The following is a 19,913-nucleotide window of genomic DNA, read 5'->3' as shown; positions in this document are numbered from 1 at the left end:
GCCATGCCGCGACGCCGACGGCCATCGCGTCGAGTTCGGTGAGGACGCCGTCGGTGTCGGCACGCAGGGTCTCGCGGTACCGGGCCGTTGGCAGTGTCGCGTCCGGGTCGCCGCCCTGAGCTGCGATCATCGCGCGCCAGCGGTCCATCGCCGAGCCGTCCGTCAGCCGGTCCGCGGGGTCGACGCCGTCGATCCCCGCGGCGAGAAGCATCTCGCGGGCCAGCGCGAGGGTCAGTTCCACCACGTCGGGCGGCCCCCCGCCGGCGAGCACTTCGACGGCTTCGCGCACTTCCAGTGCGTTACCGGCGGTCAGCCCGAGCGGGGTGTCCATCCGCGTGATCAGCGCGACGGTGCGTAGGCCTTCGTCGGTGCCGAGTTCGACCATCGTGCGTGCCAGTTCGCGGGCCTCGCCCAGTTCGGTCATGTAGGCGCCGGAGCCGACCTTGACGTCGAGAACGAGCGCACCGGCCCCTTCGGCGATCTTCTTGCTCATGATCGAGCTGGCGATGAGCGGGATCGATTCGACGGTGCCGGTGACGTCGCGCAGGGCATACAGTTTGCGGTCGGCCGGGGCGAGGTCCGCGGTCGGGGCGCACACGACTGCGCCGATCGCCGGATCGGTGAGGATGCCGGCCATCTCGGCGGTGTCGAGATCCGCGCGCCAGCCGGGGATCGCTTCGAGTTTGTCGAGGGTGCCGCCCGCGTAGCCGAGGCCGCGTCCGGACAGTTGCGGTACCGCCGCCCCACAGGCCGCGACGAGCGGCGCGAGCGGCAGGGTGATCTTGTCGCCGACACCGCCGGTGGAGTGCTTGTCGACGGTGGGCGGTCCGAGCCCGGTGAAGTCGAGGCGCCGCCCCGAGTCGATCATCGCGGTGGTCCACCGGGCGGTTTCGGCGCGGGTCATGCCCCGGAACCAGATGGCCATCGCGAGGGCGGCCATCTGTTCGTCGGCGACGATGTCGTGGGTGAACGCCCTGATCACCCAGTCGATCTCGGCTCCGGTCAGTTCCAGGCCGTCGCGCTTGTGCCGGATCACAGTGACGATGTCAGGCATGGGCGTCGCCGTCGGGGCGCACAGCGGCGAGGTCGTCGGGACCGAACGCGTCGGGCAGCAGTTCCGACATGGGGCGGGGCCCTCGGGGTGTGTCGACGAGCAGACCGGGGCCGCCGTGCTCGATGAGAAGTTGACGGCAGCGGCCGCACGGCATCAGTACAGCGCCGCGCGCGTCGCAGACGGAGATCGCACGCAACCGTCCGCCACCACCGGAAATGAAGTTACCGACGAGTACACATTCGGCGCACAGCCCCACCCCATGTGAGACATTTTCCACATTGCACCCACTCACAGTCGCTCCGTCAGCGGTGAGAGCGGCCGCCCCGACGGGGAACCGGGAGTAGGGCGCATAGGCATATCCCATCGCTTCATGTGCTTTGGCGCGCAACGTTTTCCACTCGACACCGGGCATGGTTCCCCATCCTGTCACGGTGTCGCATCCAACGTTCGTCGGCCCCCGCCGCGCCAGATCACAGTTGGAAAGGCAAACCTAACTTGATATTTGGGCCGTGTACGAATCGCACGGGAGATTAGTTCCCGGGTTTCGGATGGGTTTAGAGTCTGAACAAGTCGGTTCAGGTTCTCGTCGGGCCCGTACTGCGGAATCCCCCACAGGTTCGAGTGGCTCGACGTGTCCACCATTGACGTTGGAGGCACAGCACTCGATGAGCAGCACGACTGAAGCCGCTCCCGCACCGGCGGGGCGCACACGGTCGCTTTACCGGGGAGACCCCGGAATGTGGTCCTGGGTTCTGCACCGGATCACGGGCGTGGCGACGTTCTTCTTCCTTTTCGTCCACGTCCTGGACACGGCACTCGTCCGGGTCAACCCCGAGACCTACGACAGTGTCATCGACACCTACAAGACACCGCTCGTCGGCCTGATGGAGCTGGCGCTGGTCGCGATGGTGCTCTACCACGCACTCAACGGCCTGCGCGTCATGCTCGTCGACTTCTGGTCCAAGGGACCGAAGTACCAGCGCGTGATGCTCTGGACGATCCTCGCGATCTGGTTCGTGGTGATGATCCCCGCGGCCGGCCGCATCTTCTACAACATGTTTGCGGGGCACTGACATGAGCGAAGCGAAGATTCTCGCCACGGCATACGACCGGCCCGCCAGCCTCGACAACCCGCGGTCGCCGCGACGTCAGGCCAAGAACAACTTCGAGCTCTACGCCTGGCTGTTCATGCGCCTGTCCGGCCTCGCCCTCATCATCTTGGTGCTCGGCCACCTGTTCATCATGCTGATGCTCGACGACGGCGTGCACCGCATCAACTTCGCGTTCGTCGCCGGTCGCTGGTCCAGCCCGTTCTGGCAGGTCTGGGACCTGTCGATGCTGTGGCTCGCGCAACTCCACGGTGGTAACGGTCTGCGCACCGTCATCGCGGACTACTCGCGCAAGGACTCGACCCGATTCTGGCTCAACACGATCCTCGCCGTGTCGATGATCCTGATCATGGGCCTGGGCACCTACGTGATCTTCACTTTCGACCCCAACATCGTTGCGAGCTAGGGGAGCCAACACTTCATGCAGGAACATCGTTATGACGTGGTCATCGTCGGAGCCGGCGGCGCCGGCATGCGCGCGGCCATCGAGGCCGGCCCCCGGGCCCGCACCGCGGTTCTGACCAAGCTCTACCCGACCCGCAGCCACACCGGTGCCGCACAGGGCGGTATGTGCGCCGCCCTGGCCAACGTCGAAGAAGACAACTGGGAATGGCACACCTTCGACACCGTCAAGGGCGGCGACTACCTCGCCGACCAGGACGCCGTCGAGATCATGGCGAAGGAAGCCATCGACGCGGTGCTCGACCTGGAGAAGATGGGTCTGCCCTTCAACCGCACCCCCGAAGGCAAGATCGACCAGCGCCGCTTCGGTGGTCACACCCGTGACCACGGCAAGGCCCCGGTTCGCCGCGCCTGCTATGCCGCCGACCGCACCGGCCACATGATCCTGCAGACGCTGTACCAGAACTGCGTCAAGCACGACGTCGAATTCTTCAACGAGTTCTACGCGCTGGACATCGCGCTGACCGAGACCGAGGACGGTCCCGTCGCCACCGGTGTCATCGCGTACGAGCTCGCCACCGGTGAGATCCACGTCTTCCACGCGAAGTCGATCGTGTTCGCCACCGGCGGTTCGGGCCGCATGTACAAGACGACGTCCAACGCGCACACCCTCACCGGTGACGGCCTGGGCATCATCTTCCGCAAGGGCTTGCCGCTCGAGGACATGGAGTTCCACCAGTTCCATCCCACGGGACTCGCGGGCCTGGGCATCCTCATCTCCGAGGCGGTGCGCGGTGAGGGCGGCATTCTCCGCAACGCCGACGGTGAACGTTTCATGGAGCGCTACGCCCCCACCATCAAGGACCTGGCGCCCCGTGACATCGTCGCCCGGTCGATGGTGCTCGAGGTGCTCGAAGGTCGCGGTGCCGGCCCGAACAAGGATTACGTCTACATCGACGTCACCCACCTCGGTGAGGACGTCCTGGAGGAGAAGCTCCCGGACATCACCGAGTTCGCGCGCACCTACCTCGGCGTCGACCCGGTCACCGAGCTCGTCCCGGTGTACCCGACCTGCCATTACGTGATGGGTGGTATCCCCACCAACGTGCAGGGCGAGGTGCTGCGCAACAACGACGAGATCGTCAAGGGCCTGTACGCCGCCGGTGAATGCGCGTGTGTGTCCGTGCACGGCGCGAACCGTCTCGGCACGAACTCGCTGCTCGACATCAACGTGTTCGGCCGCCGCGCCGGCATCGCCGCAGCCGAGTACGCGAACAGCACCGAGCACGTCGAACTGCCCGAGACCCCCGAGACGCACGTCGAGGAGTGGCTCGACCGCATCCTGCATGCGGGCGGCAAGGAGCGTGTCGCCGACATCCGTCGCGACCTGCAGCAGTCGATGGACAACAACGCGTCGGTGTTCCGCACCGAGGAGACGCTGACGAAGGCGCTCGAGGATGTTCGCGCGCTCAAGGAGCGTTACAAGAACATCACCGTGCACGACAAGGGCAAGCGCTACAACAGCGACCTGCTCGAGGCCGTCGAGCTCGGTTTCCTGCTCGAAATGGCGGAGGTCACGGTCGTCGGTGCGCTGAACCGGAAGGAATCGCGCGGCGGTCACGCTCGCGAGGACTACCCGGATCGTGACGACGCGAACTTCATGCAGCACACCATGGCGTACAAGGTGGGCCAGGATCTGATCTCCGATATCCGCCTGGATTACAAGCCGGTGGTCCAGACCCGGTACGAGCCGATGGAGCGGAAGTACTGATGACAACTCTCGAGAAGAACGACACCGCCGCCGCGGATCTGCCACCGGTGCCCGAGGGTGCCGTCATGGTCACCCTGAAGATCGCCCGGTTCAACCCGGAGGACGGCAAGGGACAGCACTGGGATTCGTTCCAGGTGCCGGCCCTGCCCAGCGACCGCATGCTGAACCTGCTGCTGTATGTGAAGGGTTACCTCGACGGAACCCTCACGTTCCGCCGCAGCTGCGCGCACGGTGTGTGCGGTTCCGACGCGATGCGCATCAACGGCGTCAACCGTCTGGCCTGCAAGATCCTGATGAAGGACATGCTGCCCAAGGACGGCAAGCCGACGACCATCACGATCGAACCGATCAAGGGCCTGCCGGTGGAGAAGGACCTGGTCGTCGACATGGAGCCGTTCTTCGACGCGTTCCGTGCCGTCAAGCCGTTCCTCATCACCTCCGGCAACGAGCCGACCCGCGAGCGCATCCAGTCGCAGGCGGACCGGCATCGTTTCGACGACACCACCAAGTGCATCCTGTGTGCGTGCTGCACCACGTCGTGCCCGGTGTACTGGGCTGACGGGTCGTACTTCGGTCCCGCCGCGATCGTCAACGCGCACCGGTTCATCTTCGATTCGCGTGACGAGGGTGCCGCCGAGCGTCTGGACATCCTCAACGACAAGGACGGTGTGTGGCGCTGCCGCACGACGTTCAACTGCACCGATGCGTGCCCCCGTGGCATTCAGGTGACGAAGGCGATCCAGGAAGTCAAGCGCGCGCTGCTGTTCGCACGCTGACTGCAGACCGGCGTCGACGACGTCCTCGGCGAAGGCCCGCACATTCTCGTGTGCGGGCCTTCGCCGTGGGAAGCCCCCTCGCTGCGGGAATACAGTTCCGTTCGGGCTCAACGCATCTCGAACCGGGCTTCGTATTCGTCGGAGGTCATCGAGGTGAGATGGAATCCGTCGCACATCTCGCAGGCATACGCGCGGGTCTCGAGCTTGCCGCGGTGAATACCCCTCCCGCGACGGAGCCGAAGCTGCCGTGCGTCGCGCAGTGCGACGTCGGCGGCATGTTCGGTCTCCCACCGACGCTTGCGGCTCGGGCACGGCGTCTCGGTGACCAGCCACGGCACGCAGCCCGGTGCCGTGATGCGGAGTAGCTTCTCGAACTGGGTACGGTTGCGGTGATTCATCCGGTGTCGGTTCACGGCGTGCCTCCTGTCGCGGTGGCGTCCATCCTCGCGATGCTCCGCGGAAATTAGCTCAGTTCGCCTCGATAGCCCCTCTTATCAGGGCTCCGCTCACTCGAAGACCCGATACGCGCTATGTTTCAGCGGTCCGACGAGCGCAGGAGGTGTTCCGTGCAGACACACACCATGCAGACACTCACCATGCAGGGCATCGCCGACCTGGCGCAGGTCCAGCGTCCCGTGGTGTCGGTGTGGCGCACCCGATTCGCCCGCGCGGATCATCCCTTCCCCTCCCCCGTCGCCGAGCAGCCACTCCGATTCGACGCCGACGAGGTCGCCCGCTGGCTCGAGGAGACCGGCCACGGCAACAACAGCGACGCACGCATCGAATCACCGCTGCACTCGTCCGCGACGGAAACCGTGACCGCCGACCTCGAACGCGGTTCCGCACTGCTGCTCCTGCACCAGTTGTGCGGCGACCACCTCGAGAGCCTCGAAGTGTTCGACGCGGTGCAACTCCTCGCGATGCACGACGTCGAACCGATCCTCGACGCGGCGAGCGCCGTCGACGCACTCGGTGACGACGAGATGCGACGAGCCGTCGACGCGCTGGCCGAGGCCGCGTTCTCCGGGGGCCGGGTGCTCGACCGCCTGGTCGCCGACTTCACCGCCGCCGACGGCCCGTGGTCCCGCGAGGCACTGACCTCCGCCGGCAACGATCTGCTCGGCGGCATCCTCGCCGAACTCCACCGCGCGGACCCGCGGGCGGTGGTGCCGCACGGGCACGGCGGGCTGGTGCTCGCCGGGTTGCTCGCCGAGCGCCTCGAGGAGCACAGCGACGTCGAATTCCGGTACCGAGAAGACGATTTCGGCGAGGTGTGCGATCTGGTCGCGTGGCGGCGGATCGCCGCGCGAGGTGTCCCGGTCGTCCACCACGACCCCGGCTCTGCCCACCACCGCGAGCAGAGCCGGATGCATCTGATGCAACGCCAGAGCGTCGAGGCGGACCGCGACTTCTTCGAGCAGGTCGCCGATGCGTTGCTCGACGTCGGCGACCACGACGTGCTCGTCGTGGTCGGGCCGGCCCGGCTCATGACCGACCAGTACACCGGCCGCAATCGCCGTGCCCTGCTCGCGCCGTCCGATTCGTACACCGCTCCCCTGCGGTATGTCGCGCCGCTCCCGAAAGGGCTGAGCCGGTTCGGTGGACGACGACGGCTGGCCCTGTGGGTGTTCGGCCGCCGCGATTCGCGGTGGACGGTCGTCGGCTCGCATTCGGATGCCGTCCCCGACCGCATCGGCCGCGCGGCGATCGCCGCCGATGTGGCGGCCGCACTGTCACACGTCGGCGACATCCACGCGCACGCCTTCCGGTCCAGCACCGTCCTGGCGTCGGATCATCTACTGCGCCAGTCGATGCTCACCGTTCCCGCGACGGAATGGGTCTCGGTGGACGGCGGTGACCATCTCGCGCGGGTGTGGGAACTCGATCGCGGCCTGCTCACCGGTGTGACGCTGTCCGCGACCGATGCCCACCCGGCCCACATCGGCCTCGATCAGGCCACGAAAGAACTCGGCCGGGACCTGCCCGGCGCACGCATCCCGGACCACATCGTCGGCACACCCGAGGTCGGCTGGGTCACCGTGATCGGACCGCACGAGGTCCGCGATCCCACCCTCATCGGCACACGCGGAATCGACCGTATCGTCCTCGAAGAGGTTGCGCCCCGCGCGCGGCTCACCGACCCCGGCGACGTGGTCTATGTCGCGGCGGGCGGACCGGCCGCGATCGTCGACCGGCACGGCGGCCACGTGGTGGCCGCTCCCGCCCGGATCTTCCGTTGCCTGGACGCGGAAAGCCACGACCGGCAACTGGTTCCGGCTGTCGTCGCCGCCGACATCGCCGCCCAGCCGGGCACCGACCGGCGCACCTGGCGGCTGCGGGCCGTGCCGGTCGATCGGGTGGAGGCCCTCGACGAGGTCACCCGCCGCATCGGGGACCGCCGCGCACAGCTGCTCGACGAACTCCGCGACCTCGACGCCCTCGACACCGAACTCACCGACGCACTCGCGGCCGGTGCCCTGTCCGCACAGATGAACCCGTCCGACTCGACGAAAGATGAAGCATGACATCGAATTCGCAGCAAATGCTGTTGCCGTCCACACCGAAAGAACTCAAGGACACGCTGTGGAAGGCAGCCGACAAGCTTCGCGGTTCGATGGACGCGAGCCAGTACAAGGATGTCGTCCTCGGCCTGGTGTTCCTCAAGTACGTGTCGGACGCGTTCGAAGAGCGACGCGACACCATCCGCGCCGAACTGGCCGGCGAGGAGGAGACGTACATCGCCGAGACCCTCGAGGACGTCGACGAGTATGTCGGCAACGGTGTCTTCTGGGTGGCGCCGCCCGCCCGCTGGAGCTTCATCGCAGCGAACGCGAAGGGCATTCCGGCGTCGGCGACCGACGATGCCCAGACCGTCGGCGACCTCATCGACGCGGCGATGCGCACCCTCTCGAAGGACAATGCAGCACTCGAGGGCACGCTGCCAACGCTGTTCGGACGGGACAATGTCGATCAGCGACGGCTCGGTGAGCTGGTGGATCTGTTCAACTCGGCCCGTTTCACCGGCGAGGGGGCAAGCAAGGCACGAGATCTGCTGGGCGAGGTCTACGAGTACTTCCTCGACAAGTTTGCCAAGGCCGAAGGCAAGCGCGGCGGCGAGTTCTACACGCCGCCGGTGCTGGTACGCACGCTCGTCGAAATCCTCGAACCGCATGAAGGTCGCATCTACGATCCGTGCTGCGGGTCCGGGGGCATGTTCGTGCAGGCCGAGAAGTTCCTCGTCCGCCACAAGGAGGACCCGACGAACATCGCGGTCTACGGCCAGGAACTGAACGAGCGCACGTGGCGCCTGGCGAAGATGAACCTCGCGATCCACGGCGTCGACTCGCAGGGATTGGGTTCGCGCTGGGGCGACACGTTCGCTCGGGACATCCACCCGGAGATGACCGCAGATTTCGTGATGGCCAATCCGCCGTTCAACATCAAGGATTGGGCGCGCAGCGAGGACGACAAACGCTGGACGTACGGGGTGCCGCCGAAGCGCAACGCGAACTACGCATGGATGCAGCACATCCTCAGCAAGCTCAAGGTGCAGGGCGAAGCCGCCATCGTCATGGCCAACGGCACGATGGCCTCGAACACGGGCGGCGAGGGCGACATTCGCCGTGCGATGCTCGAAGACGACGTGGTTTCGTGTGTGATCGCGATGCCGTCCAACCTCTTCCGGTCGGTCGCGATCCCGGTGTGCGTGTGGTTCTTCGCGAAAGACAAGGGCATCGGGTCGCGCGGGTCGGTGGATCGGCGCGGGGAGGTGTTGTTCATCGACGCCCGCGAGATGGGCCACATGGTGGACCGGGTGGAGCGCACGTTCTCCGACGAGGACATCGAGCGGATTGCCAACACGTTCCGTACGTGGCGGGGTCGCGAGTCGGCGGTCGGTGCGTACGAAGACGTTTCGGGATTCTGCAAGAGCGCCACGATCGACGAGATCAAGGCCGCGGGCTGGGCGGTGACACCGGGACGGTTCGTAGGTGCTCCCGAAGCTGAGGCGGACAACGAACCGATCGACGACAAGATCGCGCGCATTGCCAAGGAACTCACCGAGGCATTGGACGAGTCGGTACGGCTCGACACCGTTGTGCGCGAACAGTTGGGGAGGTTGGCGTGACACTGACGCTGCTGGATGTAACGTCGAAGATCGGGTCGGGCGCGACCCCTCGCGGCGGCAAGTCCGTCTATCAGGACACGGGGGTCTCCTTCCTTCGATCACAGAACATCCTGGACTTCTCGGTGTCAGACGAGGGTATGGCGTTCATCGACGATGACGCCGCGCATGCTTTGCGTAGCGTCGCAGTACGAGCCGGTGACGTTCTCGTCAATATCACAGGGGATTCCGTCGCACGTGTTGCCATCTGGGAACGCGCCGATGATGCGCGAGTGAGTCAACATGTAGCAATAGTCAGGCCCGACCCCGATGTCGCGGTGGGCCGGTATCTCATGTATTGGCTGATTGCATCAGCCCAGAAGTCGGCATTGCTCACACTGTCCGCGGCGGGGGGATCGCGACCCGCGCTGACCAAAGGCATGCTAGAGCAGTTTCCGTTTGGTTCGCACAGTCTTCCGGAACAGGGTGCGATCGCGGAAGTGCTCGGGGTGCTGGACGACAAGATCGCCGCGAACCGGCGGGTACTCACAACAACGGAAACATTGCTTGAAGGCCTTGCGCTACGATTTCGGGCCAATGGGACGCCCACGACTCTAGGGGCGCTACTTCGGCTCAATTATGGAAAGTCACTTCCCGTCGCGAAGAGGACACATGGCAAAGTAGCTGTGGTCGGTAGCGGGGGCGTAGCAGGTACTCACGACAAAGCCCTCGTCGATGGCCCATGCGTAGTACTCGGCCGGAAGGGTTCAGTTGGCGAGACCTACTGGATCGACGGTCCCGCGTACCCAATCGACACCACATATTGGGTAGAGCCCACCAAGGCACCACTGCTATACCTCTACTATCTGCTCAAGTCCATCGACTTTGCATCAATGAGCACCGACTCGGCAGTACCTGGACTCAATCGCGACCGAGCGTACGCCGTGGAGGTCCCTGCAGCAGATCCGACCGATATGAACGAGTTCGAGAGCGAGGCATCTTCACTCGCGGAACTCCGGAAAGCAGTGCGCACCGAGAACGAACGCCTCGCCGCCACCCGCGACGAACTCCTCCCCCTCCTAATGAGCGGAAAGATCACCGTCAAGGACGCCGAGAACCGTATCGAGGAGGCGGAATGACGGCAGAGCATACGATGGACGAAACTGCCTGGGAACACTGGGTTCTCGAATCACTTGGCGACATCGAATGGCAGCCGCTGCACGGCCCGTCCGTCGCACCCGGATCGGGTGAGCGGGAATCGTGGCACGACCTCCCGCTGCGAGGCACACTCGACACTGCACTGCGCAATCTGAATCCCGATGTGCCGGACGAGTATCTGCAGCAGGCCGCCGCCGAGGTGTTGACACCACGCTCGCAGGATGCGATCACCGAGAACTACCGGCTGCATCAGATCCTCGTCGAGGGCTACCGCGGAATCAGCTACATCGACGAGGAAGGCCGCCAGGTCAATCCGACGATCCGGCTCTTCTCCGGTGACCCGAACAAGAACCGGTATCACGCCGTCAACCAGGTCACCGTCCGCAACCGCGAATACGAACGGCGTTTCGACGTCGTCCTCTACGTCAACGGCCTGCCGTTGGCGATCGTCGAACTCAAGCGGGCAGGCGCGAAGAACACCAGCGCCGAGGGCGCGTTCAACCAACTGCAGACGTACTTGCACGAGTTCCCGATGGCGTTCCGGTTCGCCGCCACCGTCGTCGCAAGCGACGGCGTCACCGCACGCTACGGCACCCCGTTCACCCCGTGGCATCATTTCGCGCCGTGGAACGTCGACGACGACGGTAGCCCCGTCGCCGTCGGCGAGCCGGGGCCGGACGGTGACGCCACCACCGAACTCGGTCTCACCGTCGACGGATTGTTCAACGTCGAACGGTTCGGGCAACTGTTGCGTGATTTCGTCGCGTTCGACGAGGACGCGTCCGGCCTGAGCAAACGTATCGCCAAGCCGCACCAGTATTTCGCGGTCAGCAAAGCCATCTCCAGCACCGTCCGCGCCGTCGACAGCGACGGCCGCGCCGGCGTCGTGTGGCACACGCAGGGTTCCGGCAAGTCGATGGAGATGGAGCTGTACACCGCGAAGGTGATGCGGCATCCGCGGCTGGCGAACCCGACGATCGTCGTCATCACCGACCGCACCGAACTCGACTCCCAGCTGTTCGACGGGTTCCAGCGCAGCACGCTGCTACCCGAACGCCCCCAGCAGGTCGCGTCCCGCGAGGAGTTGCGGCAGCAACTCGGCGACCGCCGCACCGGCGGCATCTACTTCACCACGCTGCAGAAGTTCGGGTTGTCCAAGGACGAACGTGAGACCGGCGCCGATCATCCGATGCTGTCGGATCGCCGCAACATCATCGTCATGGCCGACGAGGCGCACCGCAGCCACTACGACACCATCGACGGGTATGCCGCGCACCTGAAGAACGCGCTGCCGCACGCCACCCTCATCGCATTCACCGGCACCCCGATCGCGGAGGGCGAGCGCGACACCCGCAAGGTGTTCGGCGACGACATCGACGTCTACGACCTGCATCGGGCGGTGCGCGACGGCGCGACCGTGCCGGTGTCGTTCGAGCCGCGGCTGATCACCCTCGTCCGTGTCGACGGGGTCGACGACGAAGACCTCGACGAGGCTGCGGAGCGGATCACCGAACAACTCGACGACGCCGACAAGGAACGGTTGCAGCGCAGTGTCGCGGTGCTCGACACCGTTTACGGTGCGCCGCAACGCCTCGAGGTGCTCGCCGGCGACTTCGTGAAACATTGGGAGACCCGCAGCGAGGCGATGCGCCCGTTCCTCGGTGGGCCGGGCAAAGCCATGATCGTGTGTGCCACCCGGGTGGTCGCCGCCCGGCTCTACGACGCGATCGTCGCCCTACGTCCGGGCTGGCACGACGACGCCGACGACAAAGGACGGATCAAGGTCGTCTACACCGCAAGCCCGTCCGACACTGCACAGCTCAAGAAGCACATGCGCAGGCCCAGTGCCAATGCGGCGGTGAAACAGCGGATGAAGGACCCCGCCGACGACCTCGAGATCGTCATCGTCAAGGACATGATGCTCACCGGGTTCGACGCCCCGGCGCTGCACACCCTGTACCTGGACCGGCCGCTCAAGGGTGCGCTGCTGATGCAGACCCTCGCGCGGGTCAACCGCACCTACCGGGGTAAGCAGGACGGGCTGCTCGTGGCGTATGCCCCGCTCGCGGACAATCTGACGAAGGCGCTGCACGAGTTCACGCGCGACACCGCCGACACGGGCGACCGGGTCGTCGGGCAGACCGCCGAGGAAGCCGCGCAGATCGTCCACGATCTGCTCGCGTCACTGTCCGATCTCGTCGGCGACGAGTGGAAACGCATCTACAACAGCGACCCGAAGAAGGGCTGGGTCAACGCCGTGCTGTCGGTGACGTCGGCGCTGCGCTCACCGCGCACACCGGGCAACACCGACCCGGAGGACCCCGAAGCGCGACCACTCGCGGATCGGTACCGCAGCCAGTCCGCGAAGCTCGCCCGCGCGTGGGCCTTGGCCGCGGCCACCCCGGACCTCGAACGTGTCCGCCCGGACGTCCGGTTCCACGAGGAAGTCCGCACGTGGATGGCCAAACTCGATGCCCAGGAACGTGTCTCGCGCGGGGAGCCGATCCCCGACGACATCGCGCGCAGGCTCGGCGACATCATCGTCACCTCCGCCGAATCGACCGGGGTCCTCGACATCTACCGTGAGGCCGGACTCGAACGTCCCCGGCTCGATGCGCTCACCCCGGAGTGGCAGGCGCAGGCGTCGCACCCCAGCAAGGCGCAGCTCGCCATCGAGGCTCTCAAGGCGAGCCTGCTCGAGGAGGCCGCCGCCGTCACCCGCGGCAACGAGGTGCGGCGCAAACTTTTCTCGCAGCGGATCAACGACCTCATGACCCGCTACACCAATCAACAGCTCACGGCCGCCGAAGTCATCGCCGAACTCGTCGAGATGGCCAAGGAGATCGTCGCCGAGGCGGGCCGCGGGAAACGGTTCGATCCGCCGCTCGAGCACGACGAGTTGGCGTTCTTCGATGTGGTGGCCCAGAACGAGTCCGCCGTCGACGTCATGGGCGACGACGTGCTCGCGAAGATCGCCCGTGACCTGGTGGCGACGATGCGCCGCGACACCCGCACCGACTGGACAGTGCGCGAAGACGTCAAGGCCAAGCTGCGGGCCAGCATCAAACGGTTGCTGCGCAAGTACAAGTACCCGCCCGACCAGCAGCCGGCCGCCATCGTCCAGGTGATGCAGCAGATGGAGGCGATGGCGCCGCGCTACGCCGAGGAACAGCGGATGGCGGACTGAACCCGGAGCCGACGATCAGCGCGAGTCGACGATCAGGCAGGCACCACCACGCCGCGGCCCAGGATGGTGCCCGCCCGCAACCGCCGATATGCCTCGGGTGCCTGATCGAGAGTGAACGTCTCGGTGTGGATGTCGAGCTTTCCGGCGCGCGCGAGGGCGATCACCTCCATCAGTTCGGTGCGGGTCCCCCAGTACGGGGTCACCACCGACGCACCGAACGGGACGAGGAAGAACCCGACCTTCGCGTGGGCGCCGGCGTGGATTCCGACGATGGAGATGTGCCCGTCGATCGCGACGACCTGCTGCGCCATGTCGATCGTGGACTGCGCGCCGACGAAGTCGAACACCGCGGTCGCGCCCTGCCCGCCGGTCAGTTCGCGGATCGCGGTGGCCGCGCCCGCATCGGACCGGACCGCGGCGTCCGCGCCGACCGTGCGGGCCAGTGCCAACCGCTCGTCGTCGAGGTCGACCGCCACGATCGTCGCCGCGGTGATCGCCCGCAGGATCTGAATGCCGACGTGGCCGAGCCCGCCGACACCGACGACGACCGCCGTCGATCCGGGGCCGAGCAGCGGCAGCACCCGGTTGATCGCGTGATACGGCGTCAGACCGGCGTCGGTGAGCGGCACCGCAGCAACCGGATCGAGGTCGCCGATCGGGACGAGATGGCGGGTCGAGTCGACGATCATGTATTCGGCCATCGAGCCCGGCGACCCCAGTCCCGGCGGCGTGATCCCGAGGTCGGCGGCGCGGTCGCAGTAGTTCTCGCGACCGCGAGCACAAGAATGGCAGTCACCGCAGCCCCACGGCCCGTACACGGCGACCGCGTCGCCGACCTCGAAACCGCTTGCGCCTGCACCGAGTTCGGCGACGGTGCCGACACCTTCGTGACCGAGCGTCAACGGCAGGCCGTATCCGTACGTGTCCGCGGACATGTCCATCACGAAGATGTCGGAATGGCACAGGCCGGCGGCGGTGACCTTCAGCAGCACCTCCCCCGGACCGGGAGACGGTGTGGGGATGTCGACGACGACCGGTTCGGCACCGATCTCGGTGTACTGGACGGCTTTCATGCCCCGACTGTACGACGGTTCCGCGGCGGCATCAGGGAATGTCACCGAATCGCACGACACTGTTCACCGAACCTGTCCTCGATCGGCGAACAGCGACTATCGTGGACGCGACGAACGGAGTCCCCGTGTCCGACACCCCGTCTCGATCGGCCCCGTCTCGATCGGCCCGTGCGCGCGTCGTCGCCGCGGTCGCATTTCTGTTCGTCGCAGCCACGACTGCACTGCTGCCTCCCGCGGCGAGCGCCGACACTCCCCTGTGCGCGTGGCGGTTCATGTCCAACGAGACGGTGCTCAACGTTGCGTTCCCGGACGTCAACGCCACCTACTGGGTATTGCCCTACGCGCTGGGACCCGGCGATTCGATCGAATTGTCCGGCACCTATCCCGCCGCCCGATACTTCTCGCTCAACACCTACGGTACGAACTTCGACACCGTGGACACGCTGCGGGACAACCAGATCCAACCCGATCCGGGGAGTGGCAATCCGTTCGTCGACGCATCGGCGCATACCCTTCCCGATGGACAACGGTCCTGGCACGCCACACTCGTCACCGGCCCGGCGGACCACACGCGCAACGAGATCGCGGCACTGCCCGACGGGCAGGGCACCCCGGTGGGATTCCTCATCATTCGTGTCTACGTCCCGGACGACGCGGCCTCCCCCAGTGGCGGTGTGCCGCTACCGGAGGCGACGATGCGGATCGGCGGGGCAACCGTGCCTCGGCAACCGTGCGAGCAGCCGTTCGACCCGGCCTCCTACAGCGGGCCTGTTTCGCAGCTCGCGCAGGCCGGTTTCGATCAGGTCATCGCCGGAGCCGCGAGCGGCGCGTTCCCCGGCGGCACCCCGGAGACGGTGTTCGTGAACCCGGCGAGTTCGTCCGGCCTGTTTCCCAACGGGGACAACAAGTATCTGGGAACCGCGTTGAGCTACCAGCCGGGGCGGATCGTCGTGGTTCGCGGGAAGGCACCGCTGTTCCCGGACACCCGCGCGGGCGTCCCGGCGACCGATCCGGCCCAGCAGGTGCGGTACTGGTCGCTGTGCCAGAACGATCTGGTGTCGCCGTATCCGGTGGTGGCGTGCGCGGCCGACTTCCAAACCGCGCTCGACGCGTCGGGTTACTACACCTACGCGGTCGCCGCGCCCGACGATCTGACGGCGGTCGCCGATCCGACCGTGACGGTACTGCCGTGGGGCGACACCGCTGTACCGAAGAAGGTGCTGTTCCTGCGCTACATGCTGCCCACCGCAGCGTTCTATCCGCAGTCGATTCAGGCGTCGCAGGCGTCCGGCACCGACCCGGCGACGGTGATGGGACCGTACTATCCGACGGCCACGTATTGCACCGCAGCAACTTTCGTGGCCGGCGGGTACGCGGCGTGCGTCGACGATCCGGTGGGCTGACCGAGCGCCGTCACTTGCGGGGGCGTCTGCGCGACCCGAGTAACGCCCCGCCGAGCAGGCCCGCGCCGACGAGCGCGAGACTTCCCCGCACCCCGGGCCCCGAATGAACCTCGAGCCGGGGCGTGATCGTCGCCGGATCGGGTGCGGGCACATACGCCAGCGCCAGGTTTTCCGTCTTCGACGCCGCCCATGCCGTGCACAGCAGCAGCAGTTTCGCCGTCAGGTTGGAGAAGACGAGCAGGCCGAGGATCGGGCCGAACGCGACACCGGCCGGCCCGCTCAGGACCGCTTCGAGGTAGATCGACCCGACCTGTTTGAACACCTCGAAGACGATCGCGCCGATCAGGCCGGCCTGCGCGGCACTGCGCAATGTGACCGGCTCGCGGGGTAGCCGCGCGATCACCCAGGTGAATACCGCCCACGTCGCACACAGGGCGATGAGCAGCGCGGTGACGCGCAACACGACGCCGATGCCGACGAGGTTCTCCATGTTGAGAAGCTCGACGAGCTTGCCCATGATCGGCCCACTGCTGGCCGCCGACAGGCCGAGCGAGACGATCATCGCGAGACCGAGGCCGAGCAGCGCCACGGCGTCGTGCAACTTGGAGCTGAGGAAGCTGCCCTTGTCGCGCGGGTGATCCCACATCGCGGTGAGCCCGTCCCGCAGGTTGGCCATCCAGCCGAGACCCGCGTACGACGCGGTAAGCAGGCCGATGAGACCGACCGCGCCACGCGAGTTGATCGCCGAGGCGATCAGACTCTGCACGGTGTCGCCCAGTTGCCCGGGCATGCTTTCGGCGATCGCGTTCTGGATCTGGTCGATCGTGTCGGGTCGGCCGGCGAGCACGAAACCGACGACCGAGAACGCCACCATGATGATCGGGACGAGCGCGAGCACCGTGAAATACGTGATGCCCGCGGCGTAGTAGTCGCCCTTGCGTTCCTGGTAGCGCAAGCCCGTCCGCACTACGTGATCGAGCCACGGGTGGGCGGCGCGTTGCCGATCGAGGAAACTGGGCTTGCTCTCGCCGTTGGCGTCGGCCATTCGTGACGCTCCTTGCCCGATCTGTGTCCGGTGCTGCCCAACTCCGGTGCTGCTCTACCGGGGCAGGAATCCCACCTTGTCATAGACCTGGGCGAGTGTCCGGGAAGCGACCTCGCGGGCGCGATCCGCGCCGTTCGACAGGATGCGGAGCAGTTCGGCTTCGTCCGCCAGGTACTCGTCGACCTTCGCCCGCAGCGGCGTCACGAATTCGGTGAGCACGTCGGCGGTGTCGTTCTTGAGATCGCCGTAGCCCTTGCCCGCATAGCCGGCGACGAGCTCGTCGATGTCGCGACCGGACAGTGCCGACTGGATGGTGAGCAGGTTGCTCACGCCCGGCTTGGCGTCACGGTCGAAACGGATCTCCCGGTCGTTGTCGGTGACGGCCGACTTGATCTTCTTCGCGGACACCTTCGGGTCGTCGAGCAGGTTGATCAGGCCGGCGGCGGTGTCGGCGGACTTACTCATCTTCGACGTCGGGTCCTGCAGGTCGTAGATCTTCGCAGTGCCCTTGACGATGTGCGGTTCGGGCACGACGAACGTCTTGCCGTACCGCTTGTTGAAACGCTGCGCGAGGTCGCGGGTCAGCTCGAGATGCTGACGCTGATCCTCGCCGACCGGCACCCGCTGCGCCCGGTAGAGCAGGATGTCCGCGGCCATGAGCATCGGATAGGTGAACAGGCCGACACCGGCGTGCTCGCTGCCCTGCTTCGCGGACTTGTCCTTGAACTGGGTCATGCGGCCGGCCTCACCGAAACCGGTCATGCAGGTCAGCACCCAGGACAGTTCGACGTGCTCGGGTACCTGACTCTGCACGAACAGCACCGATTTCTCCGGGTCGATGCCGACGGCGAGCAACTGCGCGGCCGAGACCAGGACCCGCTTGCGCAGGTCCTTCGGGTCCTGCGGCACGGTGATCGCGTGCAGATCGGGGATGAAGTAGTAGGCGTCGAACTCGTCCTGCATCGGCACCCACTGCTGCAGCGCGCCGAGGAAGTTCCCGAGGTGGAAGGAGTCCGAGGTGGGCTGAATACCGGACAGCACCCGGGGCCGGGCGGTCGGCGCGGTGGCGTTCTGATCTGCAGTGCTCGACATGTGCTCGATACTGTCACGCATCGGGTCCGGCACCGCGACCGAGGTCACCGGAATTCGACGGTCACCGGCGCGTGGTCCGACCAGCGTTCGGCGTAGGTGGCGGCCCGCTCGACGTGGGCTGCGGTCACCCGGTCGGCGAGGGCAGGCGACACCAGGTGGTAGTCGATGCGCCAGCCCGCGTCGGTGTCGAACGCCTTGCCGCGGTACGACCACCACGAGTACGGTCCGGCGACGTCGCCGTGCTGTTCGCGCACCACGTCACGCCATTGACCGGTCGCGAGAAGGTCACCGACCCAGTCGCGTTCGTGCGGAAGGAACCCGGACTTGCGGACGTTGCCCTTCCAGTTCTTGATGTCGCGTTCGGTGTGGGCGATGTTCCAGTCGCCGCACACGAGGATGTGTCTGCCTGCGGCGGCGACCTCGGCCGCCCGCTCCCCCAGGTATGCGGCGAACGATTTCATGAATCGTTCCTTCTCGTCCTGCTTCGGGGTGTCGGCCTCGCCGGTGGGCAGGTACAGGCTGCCGACGGTCAGGTCACCGAAGTCCGCCTCGAGGTAGCGGCCGGTGTCGGCGAACGAATCGTCGCCGAAGCCGATGCGGACCGCGTCGGCCGGGATACGGGACAGGATCGCGACACCGGCGCGGCCTTTCGCGGACGATTCGGTGCCGACGACGTGCCAGCCCGCGTCGAGTGCCGGGGCGATCGCCGTGTGGAACTGCTTCTCGGTCGCGCGGACCTCCTGCAGGCACACGATGTCGGCGGCCGAGGTTGCGAGCCACTCGAGCAGGCCCTTGGTGGCGGCGGCGCGGACGCCGTTGACGTTGACGGTGGTGACGATGCGAGGCACGCCGGTCACCGTATCCGACGGAGCCGACGAGCCTTGTTCGCCGGGACGGTGTCCAGGCGGACCGACACGGCGAGGACCGCGACGCCGGCGAGCGCGAGCACGGAACCGACAGCGGCGGGGGCCGTGTATCCGAGTCCGGCGGCGATGACGAGACCACCGAGCCACGCGCCGAGTGCGTTCGCGGCGTTGAGGGCGGCATGGTTCAGCGACGCGGCGAGCGATTGGGCCTCGGCGGCCACATCCATGAGCCGGGTTTGCAGGCCCGGGATCAACGCGGCGTTGGTCGCGCCGATGAGGAACAACAGCACGAACGCGGTGACCGGGTGATGGGCGCCGGCGACGAACAGACCGAGCAGCACCGCGTAGACGAGCATGCCGCCGATCAGGCCGGGGATCAGTGCCCGGTCGGCGAGCCTGCCGCCGACGAGGCTGCCCACGACCATGCCCGCGCCGTACACGGCCAGCCCGATCGGCACCGCCGAGCGGGCGACACCGGTGACGTCGGTGAGGGTCGTCGCAAGGTAGGTGTAGACGGCGAAACATCCGGCGAAGCCGACGGTCGCGACGATCAGCGTCAGCCACACCTGCCGTTGCCGCAGCGCCCCGAGTTCGGTGACGGGATTGGTGACGGGCATCGACACCGTCGGCACCCACGCGGCGATGGCCGCGACGGTCGCGACACCGATGACCACCACGAGACCGAAGGCGGTCCGCCAGCCGAGCGCCTGCCCGAGCCATGACGCGACGGGGACACCGACGACGTTGGCGACCGACAGGCCGAGCATCACCTGCGCGACGGCCCTGGCGCGGCGCTGTGGGCCGGCGAGGTGCGCGGCGACGAGCGCGGCGACACCGAAGTAGGCGCCGTGCGGCAGTCCGGCGAGGAACCGGGC

General features: G+C 66.7%; 17 protein-coding genes. 9 read left to right on the top strand and 8 right to left on the bottom strand.

Annotated elements, in window-relative coordinates; genetic code table 11:
- Together WAX14_RS02560 and WAX14_RS02555 are read right to left on the bottom strand one after the other, a co-directional pair.
- Nucleotides 1-1,054, bottom strand: a 1,054-nt coding sequence (locus WAX14_RS02560) for a thymidine phosphorylase (protein WP_422626527.1), incomplete at its 3' end; no start/stop codon positions are given.
- A complete protein-coding gene (locus tag WAX14_RS02555) occupies nucleotides 1,047-1,466 on the bottom strand; it encodes a cytidine deaminase (protein ID WP_422626526.1) in 420 nt (139 codons plus the stop codon). The genes WAX14_RS02560 and WAX14_RS02555, both read right to left, overlap by 8 nt.
- Before the next feature lie 253 nt (nucleotides 1,467-1,719).
- On the opposite strand from WAX14_RS02555, the gene sdhC reads away from it, so the two are divergent.
- From sdhC to WAX14_RS02535, 4 genes are read left to right on the top strand one after another with little or no spacing between them, the layout of a single operon-like run.
- Nucleotides 1,720-2,127, top strand: a complete 408-nt coding sequence (gene sdhC, locus WAX14_RS02550) for a succinate dehydrogenase, cytochrome b556 subunit (RefSeq protein ID WP_072814243.1) — start codon at nucleotides 1,720-1,722, stop codon at nucleotides 2,125-2,127.
- Between the two features lies 1 nt (nucleotide 2,128).
- Nucleotides 2,129-2,569, top strand: a complete 441-nt coding sequence (locus tag WAX14_RS02545; RefSeq protein WP_422626525.1) for a succinate dehydrogenase hydrophobic membrane anchor subunit — start codon at nucleotides 2,129-2,131, stop codon at nucleotides 2,567-2,569.
- Between the two features lie 15 nt (nucleotides 2,570-2,584).
- A complete protein-coding gene (gene sdhA / locus WAX14_RS02540; protein WP_422626524.1) occupies nucleotides 2,585-4,336 on the top strand; it encodes a succinate dehydrogenase flavoprotein subunit in 1,752 nt (583 codons plus the stop codon).
- Nucleotides 4,336-5,112, top strand: coding sequence for a succinate dehydrogenase iron-sulfur subunit (locus tag WAX14_RS02535; protein ID WP_422626523.1), 777 nt, complete (start codon nucleotides 4,336-4,338; stop codon nucleotides 5,110-5,112). Before sdhA ends, WAX14_RS02535 begins: the two co-directional genes overlap by 1 nt.
- 107 nt (nucleotides 5,113-5,219) lie before the next feature.
- On the opposite strand, the gene WAX14_RS02530 is transcribed toward WAX14_RS02535, so the two are convergent.
- Nucleotides 5,220-5,525, bottom strand: a complete 306-nt coding sequence (locus WAX14_RS02530; RefSeq protein WP_422626522.1) for a hypothetical protein — start codon at nucleotides 5,523-5,525, stop codon at nucleotides 5,220-5,222.
- Nucleotides 5,526-5,678: 153 nt separating this feature from the next.
- Here WAX14_RS02530 and WAX14_RS02525 point away from each other — a divergent pair, with 153 nt between their 5' ends.
- Genes WAX14_RS02525 through WAX14_RS02510 form a run of 4 tightly spaced genes read left to right on the top strand, consistent with a single transcriptional unit; the run spans nucleotide 5,679 to nucleotide 13,559 of the window.
- Nucleotides 5,679-7,637, top strand: coding sequence for a DNA-binding protein (locus tag WAX14_RS02525; RefSeq protein WP_422626521.1), 1,959 nt, complete (start codon nucleotides 5,679-5,681; stop codon nucleotides 7,635-7,637).
- Nucleotides 7,634-9,238 (top strand): type I restriction-modification system subunit M, encoded by a 1,605-nt coding sequence (locus WAX14_RS02520; RefSeq protein ID WP_422626520.1) that lies wholly within the window; start codon nucleotides 7,634-7,636, stop codon nucleotides 9,236-9,238. The genes WAX14_RS02525 and WAX14_RS02520 overlap by 4 nt, the downstream gene beginning before the upstream one ends.
- Entirely contained in the window at nucleotides 9,235-10,353 is a 1,119-nt protein-coding gene (locus WAX14_RS02515; RefSeq protein WP_422626519.1) for a hypothetical protein, read from the top strand. Before WAX14_RS02520 ends, WAX14_RS02515 begins: the two co-directional genes overlap by 4 nt.
- Nucleotides 10,350-13,559 (top strand): type I restriction endonuclease subunit R, encoded by a 3,210-nt coding sequence (locus WAX14_RS02510; RefSeq protein ID WP_422626518.1) that lies wholly within the window; start codon nucleotides 10,350-10,352, stop codon nucleotides 13,557-13,559. The genes WAX14_RS02515 and WAX14_RS02510 overlap by 4 nt, the downstream gene beginning before the upstream one ends.
- A 32-nt stretch (nucleotides 13,560-13,591) precedes the next feature.
- Here WAX14_RS02510 and WAX14_RS02505 read toward each other — a convergent pair whose 3' ends face one another.
- Nucleotides 13,592-14,632 carry an NAD(P)-dependent alcohol dehydrogenase gene (locus tag WAX14_RS02505; protein ID WP_422626517.1) on the bottom strand — a complete coding sequence of 347 codons (1,041 nt, stop codon included), beginning with the start codon at nucleotides 14,630-14,632 and terminating at the stop codon, nucleotides 13,592-13,594.
- Between the two features lie 125 nt (nucleotides 14,633-14,757).
- On the opposite strand from WAX14_RS02505, the gene WAX14_RS02500 reads away from it, so the two are divergent.
- Entirely contained in the window at nucleotides 14,758-16,035 is a 1,278-nt protein-coding gene (locus WAX14_RS02500; RefSeq protein WP_422626516.1) for a hypothetical protein, read from the top strand.
- A gap of 10 nt (nucleotides 16,036-16,045) precedes the next feature.
- On the opposite strand, the gene yhjD is transcribed toward WAX14_RS02500, so the two are convergent.
- The 4 genes from yhjD to WAX14_RS02480 form a co-directional block, all read right to left on the bottom strand.
- Complete coding sequence (gene yhjD, locus WAX14_RS02495) at nucleotides 16,046-17,080, bottom strand: inner membrane protein YhjD (protein WP_422626515.1); 1,035 nt, start codon at nucleotides 17,078-17,080, stop codon at nucleotides 16,046-16,048.
- Between the two features lie 54 nt (nucleotides 17,081-17,134).
- Nucleotides 17,135-18,172 carry a tryptophan--tRNA ligase gene (trpS, locus tag WAX14_RS02490; protein ID WP_422626514.1) on the bottom strand — a complete coding sequence of 346 codons (1,038 nt, stop codon included), beginning with the start codon at nucleotides 18,170-18,172 and terminating at the stop codon, nucleotides 17,135-17,137.
- A 44-nt stretch (nucleotides 18,173-18,216) separates the two neighbouring features.
- Nucleotides 18,217-19,020 carry an exodeoxyribonuclease III gene (locus WAX14_RS02485; RefSeq protein ID WP_422626513.1) on the bottom strand — a complete coding sequence of 268 codons (804 nt, stop codon included), beginning with the start codon at nucleotides 19,018-19,020 and terminating at the stop codon, nucleotides 18,217-18,219.
- Nucleotides 19,021-19,025: 5 nt separating this feature from the next.
- A partial coding sequence (locus WAX14_RS02480; protein WP_422626512.1) for an MFS transporter occupies nucleotides 19,026-19,913 on the bottom strand: 888 nt, incomplete at its 5' end.

The organism is Rhodococcus sp. (in: high G+C Gram-positive bacteria) (assembly GCF_049299235.1).
Lineage (GTDB): Bacteria > Actinomycetota > Actinomycetes > Mycobacteriales > Mycobacteriaceae > Rhodococcus.
Note: the sequence above shows the minus strand (reverse complement) of the source record. Positions and strands in the feature narration are given on the sequence as shown.

Coding starts and splice junctions, on each gene's coding strand:
- WAX14_RS02555 (WP_422626526.1), bottom strand. CDS start 1,466: ATGCCCGGTGTCGAGTGGAAAACGTTGCGCGCCAAAGCACATGAAGCG.
- sdhC (WP_072814243.1), top strand. CDS start 1,720: ATGAGCAGCACGACTGAAGCCGCTCCCGCACCGGCGGGGCGCACACGG.
- WAX14_RS02545 (WP_422626525.1), top strand. CDS start 2,129: ATGAGCGAAGCGAAGATTCTCGCCACGGCATACGACCGGCCCGCCAGC.
- sdhA (WP_422626524.1), top strand. CDS start 2,585: ATGCAGGAACATCGTTATGACGTGGTCATCGTCGGAGCCGGCGGCGCC.
- WAX14_RS02535 (WP_422626523.1), top strand. CDS start 4,336: ATGACAACTCTCGAGAAGAACGACACCGCCGCCGCGGATCTGCCACCG.
- WAX14_RS02520 (WP_422626520.1), top strand. CDS start 7,634: ATGACATCGAATTCGCAGCAAATGCTGTTGCCGTCCACACCGAAAGAA.
- WAX14_RS02510 (WP_422626518.1), top strand. CDS start 10,350: ATGACGGCAGAGCATACGATGGACGAAACTGCCTGGGAACACTGGGTT.
- WAX14_RS02505 (WP_422626517.1), bottom strand. CDS start 14,632: ATGAAAGCCGTCCAGTACACCGAGATCGGTGCCGAACCGGTCGTCGTC.
- yhjD (WP_422626515.1), bottom strand. CDS start 17,080: ATGGCCGACGCCAACGGCGAGAGCAAGCCCAGTTTCCTCGATCGGCAA.
- trpS (WP_422626514.1), bottom strand. CDS start 18,172: ATGTCGAGCACTGCAGATCAGAACGCCACCGCGCCGACCGCCCGGCCC.